Below are 21097 nucleotides of genomic sequence, written 5' to 3'. Positions count from 1 at the left end.
AAAGGAAGAACTTTTTATATTTCAAAATACAACAAAGAGTCTGAGACAAAACTAAATCTGAATAGACGGTGGTAAAAAGCAACTCTTTCTTATTATCCGATCTAAATGCTTTTGTCTTGATTTCCGTTTTTCCATTTTAATAATCAAACTGACGATAATAACGTCTAATATCTAACGGATGGCAATTCAACTGTTCAACATGAGCATCAATTCGTTGTGTTACGCAATGCATCAACAAGAATGACAGAACTCGTCCACGATATTTTTCACTGATTCCTGCAATTGGGTAATCCTTTGAATCAATAATCGTATAGTTAGCACAGATACGTGGCAATAAATTTGCTACTCGTTCAGCCAATGGACGTTGTTCGTCCTCACCAATAAATAATGTTACCGCAGTTGTTTCCTCTACGATTTCTAACGTTCCGTGTAAAAATTCAGCTGCATGAATCGATTTTGAAGGCAACCAGCTTTGTTCTTCCCAGTAACACATTGCATAAGAATAAACTGCGCCCCATTGATTACCAGCTCCAATGAAATAATGCATCTCATCGTGACGATGGGCTTGGGCAAATTTTAGCCCAAAGTCATCTGCCTTTTTCTCTGCTTCAATCAAACCAACTGGAAGATGTTCTTCTAGTTCTTGATAATATTCTTCATAATCGTCAAATTCGCCATTATTTTTCATCAATCGATCTGCTAGCATAAAGAATTTGATTTGTTCCGTTCCTGGTGCTGGATAGGTTACTACGTAATCACATTTCTCTGCTAAAATACTCCCTTTTGCATCAATAAATCCAATCAATGTTGCACCAACAGTTTTAATTTCTTCTACCGCTTTGACAACTTCTTGGGTGGTTCCCGTTACAGAAGACAAGATAACGATCGACTCTTTGGTTAAGCGACGATTGCCTGTTGTATAGTATTCAGCAGCATGTTGTACATAAGCAGGTAAATTACTTTTCCCATTAATATAAGTGACTGCTTGCATCGCTGACGCATAGGTTCCGCCAATACCAAGATAATAAATAGAATCAAACCCTTTTTCCCAAACTTCATCAACCATTTTTTCAACTTGCGGACGTAATGCTAACGCTCCTTTGATATCTTCGATTTGCTTTGTTTCGTTAAATTTTAACATTGTTTACGCTCCTTAAATTTTACTTTTTAATACTTGATCAAAATCATCAAAAATTCTTTTATTTAAATCGATTCCCTTATTTGTAGCGATCTGATACGCGAGATATTGGAAGGGAATCCCCAATAAAAGTGGAGTGATTTTTTCAGGTGATTCAATAGATAGACTTAGTGTTTTAGGCTCTGATTTTGCACTCGTTGTAATCGTGTAACAGGCAGCAACATATTCACTTAAGTAAGTCTTTAATGCTTGGCTTCTTTCATGCAGTTCATTGTCATTTTCAATAAAAAATAGCATATGGTTACAGTTTGCTTCTAGATAAGGTCCGTGCATATACGCTTCAAGTTCAAATCCTTGTGATGGTAAACGGACCGTTTCGGTAAATTTCGTTTCAAATTCCTTAGCCGTCCCTACATTTGGTCCGTAGCCAATCGTAATAAAACGTGAGCCAGCAATTAAGTCAGCTTGATTTTCCAACCAAAATTCACTCGTTTTTCCGATCACCAAATTGATTTGACTGATCGCTTTCTTTAATGCCAACAGTTCACTTTTTACTATCTCTTGATCCATTGACTCACTTTGATAAGCAATACGTAACCCTAATAACATTAGATTCAACACAGTTGCTGAATAACCTTTTGTAACAAACCCAACCGTCTCGATTCCCATATTTAAATCTAGCACTTCATCCACTACTTGGCTGATTGGACTACTTGTATTGCTAGTTAGAGCAATCGTTTTGATTTTTCTAGTTTGTGTTAGCTTTTGTACTGCCTGAATGGTTGATGCACTTTTACCACTTTGCGAAACCGCGATGATCAAGTCAATACTTGGATCGATTTTCCCATAGTGGAGAAAATTAAAGGTTTCTTCAATTTGAACATATACAGGTGCTGTTTGCTCTATATAATATTTTGCAGCTAAACAAGCGTTATAAGAAGAACCTGTTGCTAAAATCAAACAGTGTTTAACATTTTTCACCTTGATTTGTGTGATATCAAATGAATGGATAATCGTTTCTAACGTTTCTTGTTCTTCATTGATATAATCCAACATCGTTTCCACTGAATCTCACCTCACTCTACTTTTCACTTAAAAAATTCCAATCAAGGAACCTAAAATTCCAACGACTGCCATTCCACCAAGAATTGCCAGAGGTTTTACTTCTTTTTTCAAAAGATAGAAAACTACTCCAAATGTCGCTAAAGGCAATAATTTAGGCATAATGTCATCAAAAATACTTTGTACGGTTACAGCCGTTTCACCGCTACCACTAATTGTGACTGGGATCGAAATATCGATCATCGAAGCCGTCATCGCACCAACTACCATCAAACCAATGATTGAAGCCCCTAAAGTCAAACTTTCCATCATGCCATTGGCTTGAATCCGTTTCAGAAATCCAGTCCCTAATTTGTACCCCCAACCAGTAAAGAGATAGCGTAAAATAATATGTGGTACGTTAAAAATCAGCAAGAATAAAATGGGGCCTAAAATATTCCCTTGCAAAGCCAACGAAGTTCCAACTCCAGTTGCAATCAAACGTAATGTTCCCCAGAAAAACGAATCTCCTAAACCAGCTAACGGTCCCATCAAAGATGTTTTAATACTATCGATCGTGCTTTCGTCAAAATGTTCATCTAGTACATTTTCTTCTTCCATCGCCGTATTGATCCCTAAAATCAACGTTACAATATGGGGAGTAGTATTGAAAAAAGCTAAATGACGTTTCAATGCATGTGCCATATCAGACTTTTTTGGATACAATTTCTTCAAAATCGGAATCATCGCAAATACATACGCCATATTCATCTGACGCTCGTAGTTCCAAGAAAATTCCATTTGGAAAGACCGCCAGAAAACACTATTCAATTCTTTTTTGGTAATTAACTTTTCAGGTTGTTCTTTAGAAGTCTTCGTCATCGTCAATAACCTCCCCATTTGTTGTTTGAATTCTATCTTTGCCTTTATTGTGATTCATGATATTGACCACGATCACAGCTGTGATTGCCCCTAAAATTGCAATACCTGTAACTGGAATTTCTAAATACGCCATCAAAGCAAAACCCAGAAAGAAGTATGGTGCTACTTGTTTACTGATCAATAAACGTGCCAACATTGCAAACCCAAGAGCTGGAATAATACCTGTTGCAACTGATAAACCATGTTGAACAAACTCGGGAATCATGTCTAATAGTCCTTTGATCGTGTTACTCCCTACAGCAAATGAAATCGAAACAATAAGTGCTAACATCAGAGACAACCCAAAGCCTGCCGCCAAGTGCATTCGTTCTACTCCCTTATAATTCCCATCGTCCGCGTAATTATCTGCTTTTTGGCTCATCGTTGGAATTACCAATCCTAGATAAACATTTTTCAAAATCAGGGTTAATGTTGCGATTGGCAGCCCTAGTACCAATGCGGTTTCTGTTCCAGCACCAGCTGTGATTGCAAATGCCGTTCCTAAAATCCCCCCTGTCACTACATCTGGCGGAATCGATGCACCTACTGAAAATGACCCAATAAATGCTAATTCCAAAGTTGCACCCATAATAATCCCCGTTTTAATATCCCCTAAAACAATCCCTGTAAATAATCCCGTCACGATTGGTCGGGATAAAAGTGACGTACCTAACGCATACTCAGACTGGGCAATAAATGCGATAACGCCTAACAAAATTGCTTGTACAATCATTTTGATCTTCCTTTCTAAAATGCATCTAAAGCAGCAACTTTTTTATCATTGGGTACTTGTCTGATTTCTACATCGACTCCTTCATTTACTAACTCCTTGACCAACTGTTCTTCATCAGGCGTAATATTTATCGCCTTAGAAATATTTCTAGTCCCTTCTCTCACTTTCATTCCACCAAGATTTATATGGTTGATTTCTGGACATGCTTTCGCTAATTTATACGCATCTGCCACACTTTCAACAACGATAAACAACTTGTATTTATCCGTTACGCCACTTTGTAAAGCACTGATTGAATCTTCGATCGTTTTAATCACTAATTTAACGCCTGCAGGCTTGGCTAACTTGATCGTCGTTTTGCGGATATCATTTTGCGGTACATCGTCATTGGCAATCAAAATACAATCTACCCCTAAACTTTGAGTCCAAGAAAATGCCACTTGTCCATGTAATAAACGGTGATCTACACGTACTAATTTAATCATGAGTTATTTTCCTCCTATTTTAAAATTCTTCTTCCTCATCTTTTGCTTTCAATACGTTACAATACTGAATAGTTTCTTGAGACGTTTTTATTGCTTGTATAATCAAATTCTCTAAGGAGTCTGTGATTTCCAGTTGAGTGTAAAGCTCGATCAATAAAGATAAATTCAATCCAGAAACTAAGTGCACATTTGACCGCTCAACATACTTAAAAAATTCATTATTCACGCTACCACCAAAAATATCTGTGATAACCAGTAATTCATTGCTTTGATTGTCGAAAATAATCTTTTCAACTGTTTTGCCTAAATCAAACGCTTCATCCATATAGGCACAAATAACTTCTACATTTGTTGCTTTCCCACAAATCAGTTCTAAAGATGTTCTGATACCTTGCCCAAAATTTCCATGTGTGGCTAAAATAATTTTTCTTGCCATCCTGCTCACCTCACTTACACTTTATTAATAGCAAAAAGGGTGCCAACTTTAGTGGCACCCTTCGTTTAACGATTAAAAATCACTTTCATCGCTAATATATTCAGTGTTTTCAAATAAAACATCATGAACATACGAAAGTTCTGAATCTGGGATATTGACACTATAGACTTTCTCTATGACACTAAATGCTTCTTTAATATCTCGTAGCTCTTTTCCGTGACACTCTTGTAAAGTGTCAAAACCACTATATTCTTCGATCGGTACATTACGGATTAATCGTTCGACCAAACAGCTAACATGAACATACAAGGCTAACTTTCGATCATTCGAAATCCGCTGACCCCAACGTTCTTCTAACTGTTTCATAAATCCTTCGATTTGTTCAATGATTTTTTCTGTATCTAAAATCGTCACAGATTGAATCACCCGATCTAAGGAAAAATTACGAATCAACTGATTGCTAAATTCTTCCTGAGAATCCAGTACTAACTCTTTTTTCAGCCACTCTAGCAAGTTTTCGATCCCAATTCCTGCAATCAAATCCTCTAAAGAAATAAACGGCACATTTTCCACGACTGGATTAGCCGTACCAACAATCCCAAGCACCTCATACAACGAAAAAGCTTTTTCAAATGCAACAGGATCACGTAACTGACGGAATTCACATGGAATAAATTTGACAGATGTCGTATCTGGTAAACTCTTTTCAAGTAAATTACTAATTTGAACGGCCGTGCCAATACCCGTGGCACAAGTTGTGAGGATGATTTTTTCTTTTTTCGTTTCTGGCTTAATGATTTCCCATTGATATCGATGACTGCTTATCGCATTAGTTGGAATTTCACCAAGTTGCTGTTGTCTTTGAATTCCTTCGCCTACTGCAATCGCTAAGCTAGTTGTTACGTTATTCATCAAAATAATAGATGATGTGGTTTCTTTTGAAAAATAGCGATGGATCTCTTTTAAAGATCCCATATCAAATAAAATAATCAATCCATTTGATGTATCATTTCGCTCAATATATTGCATCAGTTTCTCAGCAATTTTTTTTGGCGTAACATCTAATGGCATATCAAAAGACTGAAATAACAATTCATTCAACATTCGATTAGCCACATTGGCAATACTACTAGCGGTGGCATAGCCATGAGCCACAATCACTGCTTTTGGATAAGAGGTTTCTTTGGTGTAACCTAGATTATCAATATAAACAGATAAAATGATTCGATCCATACTGGAAACTTCAATGTCCAATGAGGTTTTGACTAAATTCAAAATCTGTTCTGCATATCGATAACTGTTTGGCAACTTAGCTTTGATATCCAGTAACAAAGTCTCGATCAACTGAACCATCTCAACTTCCGGCAGCCATTCCACGTAACGTCGTTGAAACAGATAATGACTGATTGCATATACCAAACTACCATTAAAACTAATTTGATAGGCGGATTCAATTTTTTCTAACATCTGCCGCACATGCTGAGTGATAAATAGCAGCATCTCATGTTGCTGCTCTCTTTTTGTTTCAAACAATAAATAATCAAAAAGATAGTCGATTTCCTTTGAAATCAAGCCTACAGAAGCGTTGATTTCTGATTGATTATTCACATAAGTTAGCAAGATTTTTTCATAGCTTTGAATAATTCTCTTTTGTTCTGGTTCACTTTCTTCAAGTAAATACTCCAAACTACTTTGACCATCGATTCTTAACAGTGATTCCGCTTCTGAAAAAGTGATCTCATGATTTTCCGTTAATAAGTAATTAGGTAATGAATGTAAGGTGATTGGGATTTGTGTTTTCTCGTGATTACTTGTAAAGCTTTTAGCTGTTATGATTTTGATTAAATTTTTTAATTCCCCTACATTTCCTTTATATGACCGATTTTCTAAAATTTTGATAACCTGTGGTGAAATGAGCAGCGATTTTAAAATAGTTTGCTGCTCTTCAAAGAATGACCGAATAATCAGCTGTTTTCGTTCTGCCTGCGTTCGTTCATTAAGCGCTGGAATTTTGATTTGTACCGGAATTCGTCTTAAAAAAGTAGTTAAAAAGGTACTGCTCACCTCTTCCGTTGTTGCAAAAGCCAATCGGCAATTAACTGCAATTGGATGTTTACTTTCACCCATTTTATAAATAATTCCTTGATCTAGAAAAGTAAATAATTTCTCTTGTCCTTCCGCACTTAAACGATGTACTTCATCCAGAAATAAAAATCCATCTGCTGCCGCTTCAAAGACACCTATTTTTTCAGTATCGGCACCTGTGAAAGCTCCTTTTACATGACCAAATAAATGGCTAGTCAATAATTCTGGATTATCTGCATACTGAGCGCAGTTCACTGTGATAAAAGGTGCCTCACTCGTTAATAAATCGTTTGCTAAACAAAATTGATAGAGCAATTGAACTAAATAACTTTTTCCAGTCCCACTTTCTCCAGTTAAAAGTAAAGGCAATCCACCATTAGGGTAGAATGCGGCCATTTTTAGTTGCTCGATCGTTTGTGCTAAACTGCCACGATTGCCAATCACATTCTGAAAAAAATCAATCTTCTTATCAAAAATCGGTTTTTCCTTTTCAATCTCTAATAAGTTTTGATAAAACGAATTTGTCAGTGGATAGTTTTGCAATTCAAATGTTTTTTTATGAAAAAAGTAAACAGGGCGTGTATTGACTTTCACTAAGATACCTTCGTCCGCAAGCTGATTCAAATAATGGCTAGCTGTATTTCGTTTAATTGAAAATTTTACAGCAATATCAGATGCTGAAAAAATATCGCTTACATTTTCAGGATTGAAAAAAGATGTTTGATTTTTTAAATAGTCTAACAGTTTTTCTTTTAACATATGATCCCTCCTGACTTTATCATAGCGAAAGTTTTTAGAAAAATATATCTCTTTTTTTACCAGATATAAAAATTATTTTCTTATTCTGACGATACGTTGATTATACAATAAAAAGTATGTTTCATTTCTTAATTATTTGCACTTACAAAAAAATGAGCTAAAACTAATCAATAGCTTTAACTCATCCATCTTTGCTTATTTTATTTCCCAGTAATCGAATCCCAAAGTCCACTAAAGAAGCCTTTAATATTCTCCCAAAGTCCTTTAGATTTCTCCTGAATTTGTTCTTTCGTTTTAGACAAATCTAGTTGATTTACAAAATCTTCAAAAATATTTTTATCTTTCATATCACTCATCAATGTCGTCAATTCTTTCACCTGATCTGAGGACATCACATCTTTGATTCCTTGGCTTTGTAACGCACTTTCAACTGTTTTTTGAATATCTGCTTGTGTCAGATTTTTACCATCAGCCGTTTTTGCTGCCAATTCTTTTTTCGCTTGTTCTTGTGCCGCATTCAAAGCTTCATCAGAATAGCCATCTTTGTCTTTATTTTCTTCTGTGATCTTAGAGAGTACGTCCATTTCGTCCTGTGCAACGCCTACGCGATCTCGGTTGATGATGCCGCCAGATTCTTCGACGATTTTATAAACACCTGCTAAAGCACCTGAACCATCGATTGGCACAGCGGACGCAACGGTTAATTTAGCATCTGTGATTCCTGCTGTCAATGCCGCATTTTGGTACTGGGCTTCTGTGATTTTCGTGATATTTTTAGGTGTGGCAATATCTACAGAGATTCCAGCCCCTTTTTTCTGAGTTTCCATCCGAACAGAACTATACACTGCCCATTCTGGTGTAAAGCCGCCATCAGGGATAAAGCTCATCAAATCTTTCCCAGTGGTTGTGTATTGAGGTGTTTCACCTTTAATACCTAATTCTTTTAAAGTAAAGTCCTTTTGCTCTTGGGTCAGTGCGTTACCTAAGGCAACTGCGTTGATTTGTAGATTCTTCTCAGAACTTTGAGTGGTTTCTGTATTACTAGAGCTTACTGAAGTACTTTCTGCTGTGCTACCTTGTGTTGCCAATGCTGTTTTTCCAGTGTATAAACCTGTAGAGATCAACAATACTGCCATCGCTACAGTGAGTTTTTTTTGTTTGTTTTTCATAGAAGCCTCCTAAAAGATTTACTAGTTCCTTACTATACAACAATAGTTTTAGTTATTTCTTAAGATACATCAGGTTTAAGAAATTTTTATTGATTTTCTTTTAACACTCTCATTCTACCATCTTCATAAGGTTTACATCTTATAAAAGCATCCTAAATGACAAATTCTAATAAACGAGTAAAAAAACCGTAAAATACCTAAAACAAATGCTGAAATAATAAATGGAATTGCTTTGTAAATTAAACAATCAAGGATTCTGATCCATATCAATGATCGCAGTCATTAATGTTGTCGCTTGTATTCCAGTAGACCATGTTACTGCAATGAAAGCAAGCAATCCGTACAATTCTGTTTATACAAGAAAAAAACATCGAAACAGAATTTGGCTTCTTCTAATAATGTTCTTTTTATAAAATCAGTTTTACTACGACGGATAAAGAATATAGTAAAACTAAAATTATGAAACTTATTCTATCTTTTGCTGTCAACTTTTTCTTGAAATCCAAATAAACAAAAAGAGCTGACACAAAAAGCATAACTATTGAAAATAATGTAAACAATAAATTTAGCATAACTCTTCTCAAACTTTCTAAGTTTAACGAGGCTTCCACCTCATTCTATTACTTTAAATAAACAAAAACATCAAACGAATAACAACACTATGTAGCTTCCTCGAATTTTTAAAACACCGGTATAATCAATTTACCTAAAAAACAACCTTCTATTACTATAAAAAACTTTCGCAATTCAAAAAAATTCTGAATTGCGAAAGCTTCTAATTACTATTTATTTCGTATAATCCTTAACTAACTCAATAACTTCTTCCATTGTATCGCAGTCATTCAACGCACGATCTGCAAGTTCAGCCATTTTCTTAGTGTCTAGACGTTTCATCAAGCTACGAGTTTGAAGAATAGATGTAGCGCTCATTGAGAACTCATCTAAGCCCATTCCTACCAATAATGGTACAGCCATTTGATCGCCACCCATTTCTCCACACATACCCGTCCATTTACCTTCAGCATGAGATGCGTCAATCACGTTTTTGATCAAACGTAAGATTGATGGGTTATATGGTTGGTACAAGTAAGAAACACGTTCGTTCATACGGTCTGCTGCCATTGTGTATTGAATCAAGTCATTTGTTCCAATACTGAAGAAATCAACTTCTTTGGCGAATTTATCCGCAATTACAGCTGCTGCAGGAATTTCGATCATGATACCAACTTGAATCGTATCAGAAACGTTTGTTCCTTCAGAAACTAATTTTGCTTTTTCTTCTTCAAAGATTTTCTTCGCTGCTCTGAATTCTTTTAATGTAGCAACCATTGGGAACATGATACGTAAGTTACCGTGAACAGAAGCACGTAATAATGCGCGCATTTGTGTACGGAACATTTCGTCGCCACGTTCAGACAAGCTGATACGTAAAGCACGATACCCTAAGAATGGGTTCATTTCATGCGGTAATTGCAGATAAGGTAATTCTTTATCTCCACCAATATCCATCGTACGAACCACGACAGGTTTGCCGTTCATGCCTTCAAGTACTGCAGTGTAAGCTGTATATTGTTCATCTTCTGTTGGGAAATCAGGAGAATCCATGTAAAGGAATTCTGTACGATATAAACCAACAGCTTCAGCACCATTGTTGTGTACACCATCTAAATCTTTCGGTGTACCAATGTTAGCAGCTAACTCGATGTGTTTACCATCAGCAGTTACTGTTTCAGCATTTTTAAGTTTTTCCCATTCAACTTTAAGGTCAGCGTATTCTTTCCCTTTAGCTTCAAAGTCAGCTTTTTCAGCATCATTTGGGTGAACGATAACATCGCCATCGATTCCGTTAACAGCTAAAATATCGCCTTCTTTGACTTTGGCAGTAATTTCTTTCGTTCCTACGATTGCAGGAATTTCTAGAGAACGAGCCATAATCGCTGAATGAGAGGTACGTCCGCCAATATCTGTTACGAATGCTTTTACATACGTACGATCTAATTGAGCGGTATCACTTGGTGTTAAGTCATGGGCAACCACAACTACCTCTTCGTTGATCATTGAAGGATTTGGAAGAGTAACACCTAATAAATGTGCTAAAATACGTTTAGCAACGTCACGAATATCAGCAGCACGTTCTTGCATGTAAGCATTATCATCCATTGCTTCGAACATACCGATATACATATCAGTCACTTCTTTTAGCGCTGACTCAGCATTTACTTTATTATCTTGAATGTTTTGTTTGATTTGACCAATCATTTCTGGATCAGCTAAAACCATTAAATGTGCGTCAAATACTTGCGCTTCTTCTTCACCAAGGCTTTGTGCTGCTTTTTCTCTGATTGCTTGCAACTCAGTCGTAGATTTTGCCAATGCATCATCTAAACGACTTTCTTCAGCAGATGTATCATCTACAGATTTTTTGTCGAAAGATAAATCAGGTTGAACTAACAGGTAAGCTTTAGCAATAGCGACACCATCACTTGCGGCAATTCCTTTTAGCATTTCAGACATTATTCTGACAATCCTTCTTTTTTCATTGTGTCTACGATTGCTGCTAATGCATCAGCTTCGTCAACACCGTCAACAGAGATAGTTACATCTGAACCTTGGCCAACGCCTAGAGACATAACGCCCATGATTGATTTAAGGTTAACAGATTTACCTTTGTATTCTAAGTTGATATCTGAGTTAAATTTACTTGCAGTTTGTACTAATAATGTAGCTGGACGAGCGTGAATCCCTGTTTCTGCTACGATGTGAAATTCTTTCTTTTCCATATGAATCGGTCTCCTTCGTAAGTAAAATAATTTTTTATGTTAGGGTTTTCCTTTCTTGATACGTTTCAAATGAAACTAGAATCTAGAACATACCCTTTCAATTTTTAAGATTACCATTTTTTGTGAGTAGTTACAACACTTTTCATCTATTTTTTATCGATTGAAATGATCAATTAATTTTCTTCTTTCATATAATGATAAATAATTCGTCCATTTAATCCAGCTTCCCCGACAAAAGACATTCTATCTGGTAAATTTTTCCAAACTTCTCTAAAGGTTGTAAAATCTTGCGGTTCTATTACTAATTCAGAAATAGAGCCTTCCTTTAAGGCATTGATTTGTTCTTGAAATGGATTTTCATGCATTGTTGATCACAGCTTTCACTTTTATTTTTATCCTGAAAGTATTGTATGACAAAAATAGATATTTGTCTAAATTATACTTACAATACCTATAAACAAACTCTATTAACTTTATATAAATGAAATAAATGCCATTTTAACTAAATTTAATTTCTAATCGATCTGATTATATTCGTATTTTGTTCTGTCAATTTAGAGTTCAATTGCTTGATTCTTACTAAAAAGATGCTATAATAACTTCAAAGGTCAAAAATGGTCAGCAGATCATTTGACCTTCTCTAAAGGACTTTGATCTAGAATCAGTCTTATTTTGAAAGGACGTGTTTTATCCTATGATGTGCCAAAATTGTCAACAAAATCCAGCGACGATCCACTTATACGCAAATGTTAATGGGCAAAGAAAACAACTGGACTATTGCCAAAGTTGCTATCAAAAATTAAAAGCACAAGCAAATGATACTCAACCATCAATGTCTCAACAAGATCCATTTGGTTTTGGAAGTTTAGATGATCTATATCGCTCTTTATCTCGTCAAATGCAAGAACAACAAGGCGGTCCTAATGGGCAAACACCACCTACTCAATTTGGTGATGGTAATGGCTTTAACGGTGGTCAACCACCAAGAGGAGGCGCTGGTCAAGCTAATGGCTTATTAGGCGAATATGGTATTAACATTACGCAAGCCGCTAGAAATGGCGATGTCGATCCCGTTGTCGGTCGTGACGAAGAAATCAAACGGGTGATTGAAATATTGAATCGTCGTACAAAAAATAATCCAGTCTTGATTGGTGAACCTGGTGTTGGTAAAACAGCAGTTGTCGAAGGTTTAGCACAAAAAATTGTTGATGGTGATGTTCCTCAAAAATTATTAGACAAAGAAGTTATTCGTCTAGATGTTGTTTCATTAGTTCAAGGAACTGGCATCCGTGGTCAATTTGAGGAACGCATGCAAAAATTGATTGAAGAAATCAAGCAAGCTGAAAACATCATTTTGTTTATTGATGAAGTTCATGAAATCGTTGGTGCCGGTGCTGCTGGTGACGGTAACATGGATGCTGGGAATATTTTAAAACCAGCTTTAGCTCGTGGTGAGCTACAAATGGTTGGTGCAACCACTTTAAATGAATACCGTATCATCGAAAAAGATGCTGCGTTAGAACGTCGGATGCAACCTGTTCGTGTGGATGAACCAACTGTCGACGAAACGATTGCAATTCTTAAAGGGTTGCAAAAACGCTATGAAGACTATCATCATGTAAAATACACAGATGAAGCGATCAATGCTGCTGCCACTTTATCAAACCGTTACATTCAAGACCGTTTCTTACCTGATAAAGCGATCGATTTATTAGATGAATCTGGTTCTAAAATGAACTTAACAATCCAACTCGTCGATCCTAAAACAATCGAGAAAAAACTAGCAGATGCTGAACAACAAAAACAACAAGCTTCCGCAGAGGAAGATTTTGAAAAAGCAGCTTATTACCGCGATCAAATCAATAAATTACAAGCAATGAAAGAAAAACAAATTAGCGATGAAGAAACGCCCGTAATCGGCGAAAAAAATATCGAAGCTATTGTTGAACAAAAAACCGGTATTCCTGTTGGTGAGTTAAAAGAAAAAGAACAAACTCAACTGAAAAATCTGGCAATCGATCTAAAAGCTCATGTCATTGGACAAGATGATGCAGTCGATAAAGTTTCTAAAGCTATTCGCCGTAATCGCGTTGGTTTAGGCAAACAAAATCGGCCAATCGGTTCCTTCTTATTCGTAGGACCAACGGGTGTTGGTAAAACTGAATTAGCCAAACAATTAGCTTACGAATTATTTGGTTCAGAAGATTCAATGATTCGTTTTGATATGAGTGAATACATGGAAAAACATAGTGTCTCTAAACTGATTGGTTCTCCTCCAGGTTATGTTGGTTATGATGAAGCTGGGCAATTGACAGAAAAAGTTCGCCGTAATCCTTACAGCTTGATTTTATTGGATGAAATCGAAAAGGCACATCCGGATGTACTGCATATGTTCTTGCAAATTCTTGATGACGGTCGTCTAACAGATGCCCAAGGCAGAACCGTTAGCTTCAAGGATACGATCATTATCATGACAAGTAACGCTGGGACTGGTAATGTAGAAGCAAATGTTGGATTTGGTGCTGCCCGTGCTGGTCTTACGAAATCAGTTTTAGGACAGTTGAATAATTTCTTCACACCAGAATTTTTAAACCGATTTGACGGCATCGTTGAATTTAAAGCATTGAGTAAAGAAAACTTGATGAATATCGTTGGTTTAATGCTGGATGAAGTGAATGTATTACTTGCTCATCAAAAGATCCACATTGATGTACCCATGGATGTCAAAGAAAAGTTAGTTGATTTAGGCTATGATCCTTCAATGGGAGCTCGCCCATTACGTCGGACGATCCAAGAGCAAATCGAAGATGGCATCGCTGAATACTTCTTGGATCATCCCGAAGAGAATCAATTAGTTGCCAAACTGGATAATGATGGAAAAATCGTTGTTACTGGCGAACAAATTGCAGATCTTAGTAATACCAATGAAGCAACAACAGAAGAAGCATAAAAAGTGAAGTCAATCAGGCAAACTGATTGACTTTTTTTTGTTTTTTAAGACAAATTTCTTTTTATTTAAGCCAAAAAAAATTATAATAAGGATGAGTGAAATCGATATCAAATTTTAAGTAAGATTATTCCAGTCCTATTACTTCTGTGAATATTCTGTTTTTTATTATTAACATAAAAAAGAATAAAGTTGAGGTGAAAAAAATGAAATTAGTCAATGTAACCAACAGCTACAAACAGTTAGTCAATAAACAACTAGAAAATACCGATGCATACTTTGTTAAAGTTTATTCAGCGGGTAACACGACCGTTGTTTATACAGAAGCTGCTCAACATGCTGAACTATTGATCGTAAATAAAAAGCGCGCTGTTCGTAAAACAGAAATCAATGAAATCCTAACTTATGTTTTAAAACGAATACCAAAAGAAAAATACGATCGAAACCAAATTTCGATTATTGAATTAAAAGATGTTATAGAAATTTCGATTCCTATGACTTCTAGTCTTGTTGAAAGTTAAACAAACGCAATAAATCAAGGTTGGGACAGAAGTGTTTAGATCCGAGAAATAAGAAGGAATTCCTTCTTATTTCTCGGATCTAGGCGTCTTTTTTATTTAGTTTAAAATACATTTTTTATAGTACGTATAAAGTTTATCAATAGCATTACTCATCAAAATATCTTTTGCTGCTTCGATCTGTTCTTTTGTCCAGTCAAACCACCTCAGCTCCAAAAGCATCTTGATTTCTTCATTCGAAAATCTCTGTTTGATTACTCTCGCTGGGTTTCCACCAACAATAGTATAGGGCGGAACATCTTTTACAACCATTGAACCGGCTGCAATCACTGCTCCTTCACCAATCGTAACACCAGGCATGATCATTGCATTCATCCCGATCCAAGCATCACTTTTAATGACTGTATCGCCTTTTGGTTCATAAGATTCCCCCACATGACTAGCAAAAGGATAAACCGTGATCCAATCTGGATGATGATTATGATTACCGCCCATCAAAATCGTAACACCAGCTGCAATGCATACATAATTACCAATAATCAATTTATCTAGATGCCATCCCATGTCTTTCACTGGATCAAAGGCTGCCTTCGTTAACGAATCCCCCCACAAATAGCGAACACAACCATTCTCAAACTCCTGACTGCCATAATAGCCTGAGTAATAAGAAAACTCGCCTACCTCGATCAAGGGATTAGTCACTAAATCCTTTAAGTACATTGTATCTGACCATTTTTCAAAATTATTATTGTTTGTCATTTTTTCTTCCTCGCTTCTAAGTTTGATTTTTCTTTTAACTTAGAAGCTTACTACCACTGAAACATTTTTTAATTGCCTTAAACGTCGGCTCATTTTTAATCACTCCAATAATGTTGTTGATTATACGTATTACTCTCTTCAATGTCAAATCCTAAAAAACCGTTTCTATCCATTCAAAATCGATAAAAACGGCTAATAATCATGGATTAAACATACTCTTACATCAAACTCTTCAATTCAACATCTGGATATTTATCGGCAAACCAACGCATCGCAAATTGATTTTCGAATAGGAATAATGGTTGATCGAAACGATCACGCGCTAAAATATTTCGACTAGAACTCATTCGTTCATCTAAATCCTCTGGATCGATCCAACGAGCGATTTTGGTGCCCATTGGTGTCATTATCACTTCAGCGTTGTATTCATTCAGCATCCGATGCTGAAATACTTCAAATTGAAGTTGTCCAACCGCTCCGATAATATATTCTTCGGTTAAATATGTTTTATACAGTTGAATCGCACCTTCTTGGACCAACTGATAAATGCCCTTATGGAATGATTTTTGCTTCATCACATTTTTAGCACTAACTTTCATAAATAACTCTGGTGTAAACGAAGGTAACTCCTCGTACTGAACTTTCAGTTTCCCTTCATATAACGTATCACCAATTTGATAGTTACCAGTATCATAGATTCCAATAATGTCACCTGCTACCGCTTCTTCTACGTTTTCTCTAGCATCGGCCATAAATTGTGTCACGTTGCTTAACTTGATTTTTTTGCCTGTTCTACCAAGAACGACATCCATACCGCGTTCAAAAGTCCCTGAACAAATGCGGACAAAAGCAATCCTATCTCGGTGTGCTGGATTCATATTTGCTTGAATTTTAAACACAAAACCAGAAAATTCTTCTTCATAAGGGCTAACTTCTTCTCCCTCTTCTGTCTTATGAGCATACGGTGAAGGAGCAAATTGTAAGAAAGTCTCCAACATTGTCTGTACCCCAAAATTGGTTAAAGCCGAACCAAAGAAGACTGGTGTTTGATCACCACGAGCAATTTTCTCTGTATCAAACTCATCACCTGCTTCAACTAATAACTCAACTTCTTCCAATACTTGTTGATAAACACTATCTTGATGCAACGGCAAATCACTTGGAATATCACCATCAACTAATGGGATAAAGCGTTCTCCATTATTATTTTCAGGTCGGTAAACTTCTACACGTTTGTTGTAGATATCATATAATCCTTCCAATCCTTTTCCCATACCGATCGGCCAGTTCATTGGATAAGATTCGATATCTAACAACTCTTCTAATTCTTCAAGAAGCTCTAATGGTTCGCGACCATCACGATCCAGTTTATTGATAAACGTAAAAATCGGGATTCCTCGTTTTTTGACAACTTGAAATAATTTCTTTGTTTGGGCTTCGATCCCTTTTGCGCTATCGATTACCATAACAGCACTGTCTACAGCCATTAACGTTCGATACGTATCTTCTGAAAAGTCCTCATGTCCTGGTGTATCCAGAATGTTTACACGTTTACCATCATAGTCAAATTGCATCACAGAACTGGTTACCGAGATCCCTCTTTGTTTCTCAATTTCCATCCAGTCAGATTTTGCAAAGTTTCCTGTTTTCTTCCCTTTAACAGTTCCAGCTTGACGGATCGCTCCCCCAAAGAGTAAAAGCTGTTCTGTAATCGTTGTTTTCCCCGCATCTGGATGGGAAATAATCGCAAATGTACGGCGGCTATCTACTTGTTCTTTTAAATGTGGATTATTCATTTGTTGCTCCAATCTATTATTATTTTCTAAGCAAAAACGTCATTTATTTAATGGATATCTACATTGAAATATTCTCCCTACACTTTATTCTTCAACTAATGTAGTATATCATGGAATTACTCTAGTTTTCAAAGTCTTTAGTTAACTTTCTAAAAATGTCAAAGAGACCAAAACAAAACGAAATACATTTTGCCTTGGTCTCTATTAAATTGGGGAAGAAATAAATCATAATAACAAACTAAAAAAACTAGCATTATTACTAAGAATTGTTTTATACTGAACAACTCAAGTATAAAGTCCGTCACAAAATTGTGCAAATAGTCAAAACCAATGGATAGAGTATTTACTACTCAACTTTATTAGTTATTTTTACACCTGAAAACCCTTGTATAACAACGAAAATATTTTTCTCACGTTATTAAATGAAGTGTTTCTTCAGAAATTATTCAATTTAGGTTCATACTTTTTACTTTATTGATAAATTTATTTTTAAGGAGGACAAAATGATCGAAACAATGATGTTAGAAGATACTGCTAAACGTAAATTGATACTTTTTAAATTATTAACAGCATTTTCTAACAAACAACACAGTATCAACTTTTTTGAAAAAAGACTTGATTATTCATATAGCCGTGTCGTTTATCTACTAGAATTGATTCAACAAGATATCACTAATATTACAGGTGAAGAAATAGAAATACTTCAAGTAAATGGTGTTCATTACAAACAAACTATTTCATATGATCGCTACTATCAGTACTTGATCACTCAAAGTGTTCCCTATCAGTTACTGATTTCGATTCTTTTTTATCCGAACGATAATCTTAGTAAATTCTGTGAAAAAAATTATCACAGCAAAACAACTGTTGTCCGGAAATCTAAGTTATTAAGTGACTACTTTAAACGATTCAATATAAAAATGAACACTTCACAATTGACTCTTTATGGTGATGAACGTGTTATTCGAATCACTTTGTATACGCTGATTTGGTTATCTTCTCAAGGAACTAATTTACCTAAAATTGAAAATAATCCGATTAACTACGCAGAAATCACCAATATCATCAGTCCGTATTTCCCTGATAGTTTTAGTTACTCTGCTAACAAACAAATCAAGCTGATATTGGATATTGTTTTTTTAAGGGTCCAATCTGGGAATGTATTGACAGAGAAATCTACTATCGATTCTTACATCCCAACAAGTCTATCGTACGCAAAAATTTTCTTTGGCGACTTACTCAAAGACAGCAACGCATTGGAAGCTGAAGCACAATATGCAGCATATTTATTGATCGCCACACCAAATTTTTTTAGAAATAATGATTATCGACTAACATTATTGAATGACTATTTAGAAAATCAGAAAAATTCTGCAACAAAATTATTGGAAGAATTTTGTGCGTTGTTTAAGCAAGACTTTATGCCGAGAGACTTTTCTTGGGAAGATGTCCCTATTTTATTTGGAAACACAGCAAATATTATTTTTTCTACCACAATTAGTAAAAAACCATTACCTACATTATTTCATTTGATCAATCATTCTCTCTACTCGAAAAATGAATATTACTATCAGTTAATGAACCATTTTAAGGCTCTATTTCAAAAAATTTCTAAGAGAAAGGATTTTGGCTGGCTTAAAGACAATATCGAACAATTATCAGATACGCTTGCTACTTTGCTCGTGCCCTTGTATGAGTCCTTTCAAGTAAACAAAATTGTGCGTATTGCGTTGATTGCTGAATCTAATTATCTACTTATTCAACCTCTAGCACAGTTTATTGAAGAATTACCATTTGTTCAATTAGTTGCTTATGCTCAAGGAGAGTTCTCATCTGTAGATTTTATTGTCGCTACTTCGTCTTATTTAATACCTGAAGAGTGTCATTTGCCTTCTTTTGTTTTTCGTTTTTCCGCAGATAATGATGAACAATACATCGGACTCTATCAAGCAATCAAAGCAATTCATAATAAAAAAGGACTTGATCCACAATAAAACTAGAAGGAATAGAGGTAGCGGGGCTACTTCTATTCCTTCTAGTTTGTTGTTATCTTCTTGGCTCGTCATCTTCCATTTCTTTACGGAAAAAACGACGATATTCTTCTGGCTCTTCGTCCACTATTTCTTCATCATGGAAAACAACTTTTAATGCTAAAACTCTTGTTCCTTCCATCTCTTCGGAAGTTAGGGTGAGATTTCCAACATCAAATGAAAGTTTTTCTCCTTCATCAGGAATCGTTCCTAAAGCCGTGATCAAGTAACCTGCCATTGTGTCTACATCGCTCATGTGTAAATCAGTTCCAAATGCTTCATTAAATTCGTCAATCAGCATTCTTCCTTGAATCAAATACTCATGTTCGTTGATCTTAGTATATAGATTTTCTACTTCATCTGTCTCATCATCAATTTCTCCGACAATTTCTTCTAATAAATCTTCTAATGTTGCCAACCCAACAACACCGCCGTATTCATCTAACAAGATAGCCATTTGGTTTTGGGTTCTTTTTAGTTCATATAATAGATCATCAATAAAAATCGTTTCAGGGACAAACAGTGGTTCTTGAATAATACTGTTTAATTGAATGTTGTCAAAACCAAATTTATGCGCTGCTTTTAACAAATTTTTAGTATGAAGAACACCTACGATTTTATCTTTATCTGCGTTATAAACAGGAATTCTTGAATAGTTTTCAGATAAAACTGCGTCGATATTCTTTTGAATGTCATCCTCAATATCGATCATAAAAGCATCTGTTCGTGGAACCATTACTTCACGAGCAACCTTTGTATCTAAAGAGAAGACACCTTGAAGCATTTCCAACTCATCGTTATCTAAAACACCCTCTGATTCCAACATATAGCGCATTTCGTCACGGGTCATTTTTGAGTCAGCATCATCAAATTTCATTGGTGTAATTTTTGAAAGTAAATCTGTGGAAGCAGAAAGTAACCATACGAAAGGCTTAGCAACAACGCCTATCACACGCACGAATCCTGACGTAGCTTGAGCCACTTCTTCTGATTTATTCATTGCAATTCGTTTTGGATATAACTCACCAAAAACAATTGATACGTAGGTTAATAAAGCTAAAATAATAATATTTGCAATATTTTTGGCAGCAGTGCCACCACCAAGAACGGGGGCTAATTTGGCTGATAGTGAGTCAGCTAATGAGGCACCAGATAAAATATTGACTAAAGTGATACCAACTTGAATCGTAGATAAAAAGCTTGTAGGATCCTGTAAGACTTTTAATAATTTCTTCGCCTTAGCATCGCCTTCTTCTGCTTTTTGTTCAACACGATTCTTATTTACAGAAACTACCGCAATTTCTGATGCTGCAAGAAAAGCATTGATCAATGTTAAAATGACCAATAGTAAAATTTGCGCGATAAGCGACTGACTCTCGGGGTCAGCATTATTCATAATGTTTTCTCTCCTTAAATGTTCGTGGGAATGACCAATCGAGCTTCTTCAATAAAAAATAGGGTCTGATGAATATGATTTTTCTTATCTTATTCGCACTATTT

General features: G+C 35.7%; 17 protein-coding genes. 3 read left to right on the top strand and 14 right to left on the bottom strand.

Going from position 1 to position 21097, the window contains the following annotated elements; translation table 11 throughout:
- Positions 1 to 136: 136 nt before the first annotated feature.
- The 11 genes from I580_RS00815 to I580_RS00765 all read right to left on the bottom strand — a co-directional run bounded on the left by I580_RS00815 (position 137) and on the right by I580_RS00765 (position 11912).
- A complete protein-coding gene (locus tag I580_RS00815) occupies positions 137 to 1141 on the bottom strand; it encodes an SIS domain-containing protein (RefSeq protein ID WP_010773221.1) in 1005 nt (334 codons plus the stop codon).
- Positions 1142 to 1153: 12 nt separating this feature from the next.
- Positions 1154 to 2203: an SIS domain-containing protein gene (locus I580_RS00810; protein WP_010773222.1), complete on the bottom strand. Its 1050-nt coding sequence runs from the start codon at positions 2201 to 2203 to the stop codon at positions 1154 to 1156.
- Positions 2204 to 2230: 27 nt separating this feature from the next.
- Entirely contained in the window at positions 2231 to 3061 is an 831-nt protein-coding gene (locus tag I580_RS00805; RefSeq protein ID WP_010773223.1) for a PTS system mannose/fructose/sorbose family transporter subunit IID, read from the bottom strand.
- Positions 3045 to 3833, bottom strand: a complete 789-nt coding sequence (locus I580_RS00800; RefSeq protein WP_010773224.1) for a PTS mannose/fructose/sorbose/N-acetylgalactosamine transporter subunit IIC — start codon at positions 3831 to 3833, stop codon at positions 3045 to 3047. Before I580_RS00800 ends, I580_RS00805 begins: the two co-directional genes overlap by 17 nt.
- A gap of 14 nt (positions 3834 to 3847) precedes the next feature.
- Positions 3848 to 4318, bottom strand: coding sequence for a PTS sugar transporter subunit IIB (locus tag I580_RS00795; RefSeq protein WP_010773225.1), 471 nt, complete (start codon positions 4316 to 4318; stop codon positions 3848 to 3850).
- Between the two features lie 19 nt (positions 4319 to 4337).
- Positions 4338 to 4754, bottom strand: a complete 417-nt coding sequence (locus I580_RS00790) for a PTS sugar transporter subunit IIA (protein ID WP_010773226.1) — start codon at positions 4752 to 4754, stop codon at positions 4338 to 4340.
- 72 nt (positions 4755 to 4826) lie between these two features.
- Positions 4827 to 7598, bottom strand: a complete 2772-nt coding sequence (locus I580_RS00785; RefSeq protein ID WP_010773227.1) for a sigma-54-dependent transcriptional regulator — start codon at positions 7596 to 7598, stop codon at positions 4827 to 4829.
- Positions 7599 to 7798: 200 nt separating this feature from the next.
- Positions 7799 to 8767 (bottom strand): DUF1002 domain-containing protein, encoded by a 969-nt coding sequence (locus I580_RS00780; RefSeq protein WP_010773228.1) that lies wholly within the window; start codon positions 8765 to 8767, stop codon positions 7799 to 7801.
- 786 nt (positions 8768 to 9553) lie between these two features.
- Entirely contained in the window at positions 9554 to 11281 is a 1728-nt protein-coding gene (ptsP, locus tag I580_RS00775) for a phosphoenolpyruvate--protein phosphotransferase (protein WP_010773229.1), read from the bottom strand.
- Positions 11281 to 11547 carry a phosphocarrier protein HPr gene (locus tag I580_RS00770; protein ID WP_010773230.1) on the bottom strand — a complete coding sequence of 89 codons (267 nt, stop codon included), beginning with the start codon at positions 11545 to 11547 and terminating at the stop codon, positions 11281 to 11283. The genes ptsP and I580_RS00770 overlap by 1 nt, the downstream gene beginning before the upstream one ends.
- A gap of 173 nt (positions 11548 to 11720) precedes the next feature.
- Positions 11721 to 11912 carry a hypothetical protein gene (locus I580_RS00765; protein WP_010773231.1) on the bottom strand — a complete coding sequence of 64 codons (192 nt, stop codon included), beginning with the start codon at positions 11910 to 11912 and terminating at the stop codon, positions 11721 to 11723.
- A gap of 329 nt (positions 11913 to 12241) precedes the next feature.
- Here I580_RS00765 and I580_RS00760 point away from each other — a divergent pair, with 329 nt between their 5' ends.
- Both I580_RS00760 and I580_RS00755 read left to right on the top strand, forming a co-directional pair.
- On the top strand, positions 12242 to 14497 hold the full coding sequence (locus tag I580_RS00760; protein WP_010773232.1) for an ATP-dependent Clp protease ATP-binding subunit: 2256 nt from the start codon (positions 12242 to 12244) through the stop codon (positions 14495 to 14497).
- A gap of 203 nt (positions 14498 to 14700) precedes the next feature.
- The gene (locus I580_RS00755; protein ID WP_010773233.1) at positions 14701 to 15015 is read left to right on the top strand and encodes a DUF1827 family protein; all 315 of its coding nucleotides are present in this window, start codon (positions 14701 to 14703) and stop codon (positions 15013 to 15015) included.
- Between the two features lie 96 nt (positions 15016 to 15111).
- On the opposite strand, the gene I580_RS00750 is transcribed toward I580_RS00755, so the two are convergent.
- Together I580_RS00750 and I580_RS00745 are read right to left on the bottom strand one after the other, a co-directional pair.
- The gene (locus I580_RS00750; protein ID WP_010773234.1) at positions 15112 to 15771 is read right to left on the bottom strand and encodes a CatB-related O-acetyltransferase; all 660 of its coding nucleotides are present in this window, start codon (positions 15769 to 15771) and stop codon (positions 15112 to 15114) included.
- A gap of 218 nt (positions 15772 to 15989) precedes the next feature.
- A complete protein-coding gene (locus I580_RS00745; protein WP_010773235.1) occupies positions 15990 to 17567 on the bottom strand; it encodes a peptide chain release factor 3 in 1578 nt (525 codons plus the stop codon).
- Positions 17568 to 18070: 503 nt separating this feature from the next.
- On the opposite strand from I580_RS00745, the gene I580_RS00740 reads away from it, so the two are divergent.
- Positions 18071 to 19561, top strand: coding sequence for a helix-turn-helix domain-containing protein (locus I580_RS00740; RefSeq protein ID WP_010773236.1), 1491 nt, complete (start codon positions 18071 to 18073; stop codon positions 19559 to 19561).
- A gap of 52 nt (positions 19562 to 19613) precedes the next feature.
- Here the strand turns inward: I580_RS00740 and I580_RS00735 are convergent, their stop codons facing one another.
- On the bottom strand, positions 19614 to 20993 hold the full coding sequence (locus tag I580_RS00735) for a hemolysin family protein (protein WP_010773237.1): 1380 nt from the start codon (positions 20991 to 20993) through the stop codon (positions 19614 to 19616).
- Positions 20994 to 21097 lie beyond the last annotated feature (104 nt).

It is taken from the genome of Enterococcus caccae ATCC BAA-1240 (assembly GCF_000407145.1).
In the GTDB taxonomy this organism is placed as follows: domain Bacteria; phylum Bacillota; class Bacilli; order Lactobacillales; family Enterococcaceae; genus Enterococcus_L; species Enterococcus_L caccae.
This window is presented reverse-complemented; position numbering and strand designations above follow the sequence as displayed.

Bases quoted from the DNA above. Each gene is read 5' to 3' on its own strand.
- I580_RS00815 (WP_010773221.1), bottom strand. From the start codon at position 1,141: ATGTTAAAATTTAACGAAACAAAGCAAATCGAAGATATCAAAGGAGCG.
- I580_RS00805 (WP_010773223.1), bottom strand. From the start codon at position 3,061: ATGACGAAGACTTCTAAAGAACAACCTGAAAAGTTAATTACCAAAAAA.
- I580_RS00800 (WP_010773224.1), bottom strand. From the start codon at position 3,833: ATGATTGTACAAGCAATTTTGTTAGGCGTTATCGCATTTATTGCCCAG.
- I580_RS00795 (WP_010773225.1), bottom strand. From the start codon at position 4,318: ATGATTAAATTAGTACGTGTAGATCACCGTTTATTACATGGACAAGTG.
- I580_RS00790 (WP_010773226.1), bottom strand. From the start codon at position 4,754: ATGGCAAGAAAAATTATTTTAGCCACACATGGAAATTTTGGGCAAGGT.
- I580_RS00785 (WP_010773227.1), bottom strand. From the start codon at position 7,598: ATGTTAAAAGAAAAACTGTTAGACTATTTAAAAAATCAAACATCTTTT.
- I580_RS00780 (WP_010773228.1), bottom strand. From the start codon at position 8,767: ATGAAAAACAAACAAAAAAAACTCACTGTAGCGATGGCAGTATTGTTG.
- ptsP (WP_010773229.1), bottom strand. From the start codon at position 11,281: ATGTCTGAAATGCTAAAAGGAATTGCCGCAAGTGATGGTGTCGCTATT.
- I580_RS00770 (WP_010773230.1), bottom strand. From the start codon at position 11,547: ATGGAAAAGAAAGAATTTCACATCGTAGCAGAAACAGGGATTCACGCT.
- I580_RS00765 (WP_010773231.1), bottom strand. From the start codon at position 11,912: ATGCATGAAAATCCATTTCAAGAACAAATCAATGCCTTAAAGGAAGGC.
- I580_RS00760 (WP_010773232.1), top strand. From the start codon at position 12,242: ATGATGTGCCAAAATTGTCAACAAAATCCAGCGACGATCCACTTATAC.
- I580_RS00755 (WP_010773233.1), top strand. From the start codon at position 14,701: ATGAAATTAGTCAATGTAACCAACAGCTACAAACAGTTAGTCAATAAA.
- I580_RS00750 (WP_010773234.1), bottom strand. From the start codon at position 15,771: ATGACAAACAATAATAATTTTGAAAAATGGTCAGATACAATGTACTTA.
- I580_RS00745 (WP_010773235.1), bottom strand. From the start codon at position 17,567: ATGAATAATCCACATTTAAAAGAACAAGTAGATAGCCGCCGTACATTT.
- I580_RS00740 (WP_010773236.1), top strand. From the start codon at position 18,071: ATGATCGAAACAATGATGTTAGAAGATACTGCTAAACGTAAATTGATA.
- I580_RS00735 (WP_010773237.1), bottom strand. From the start codon at position 20,993: ATGAATAATGCTGACCCCGAGAGTCAGTCGCTTATCGCGCAAATTTTA.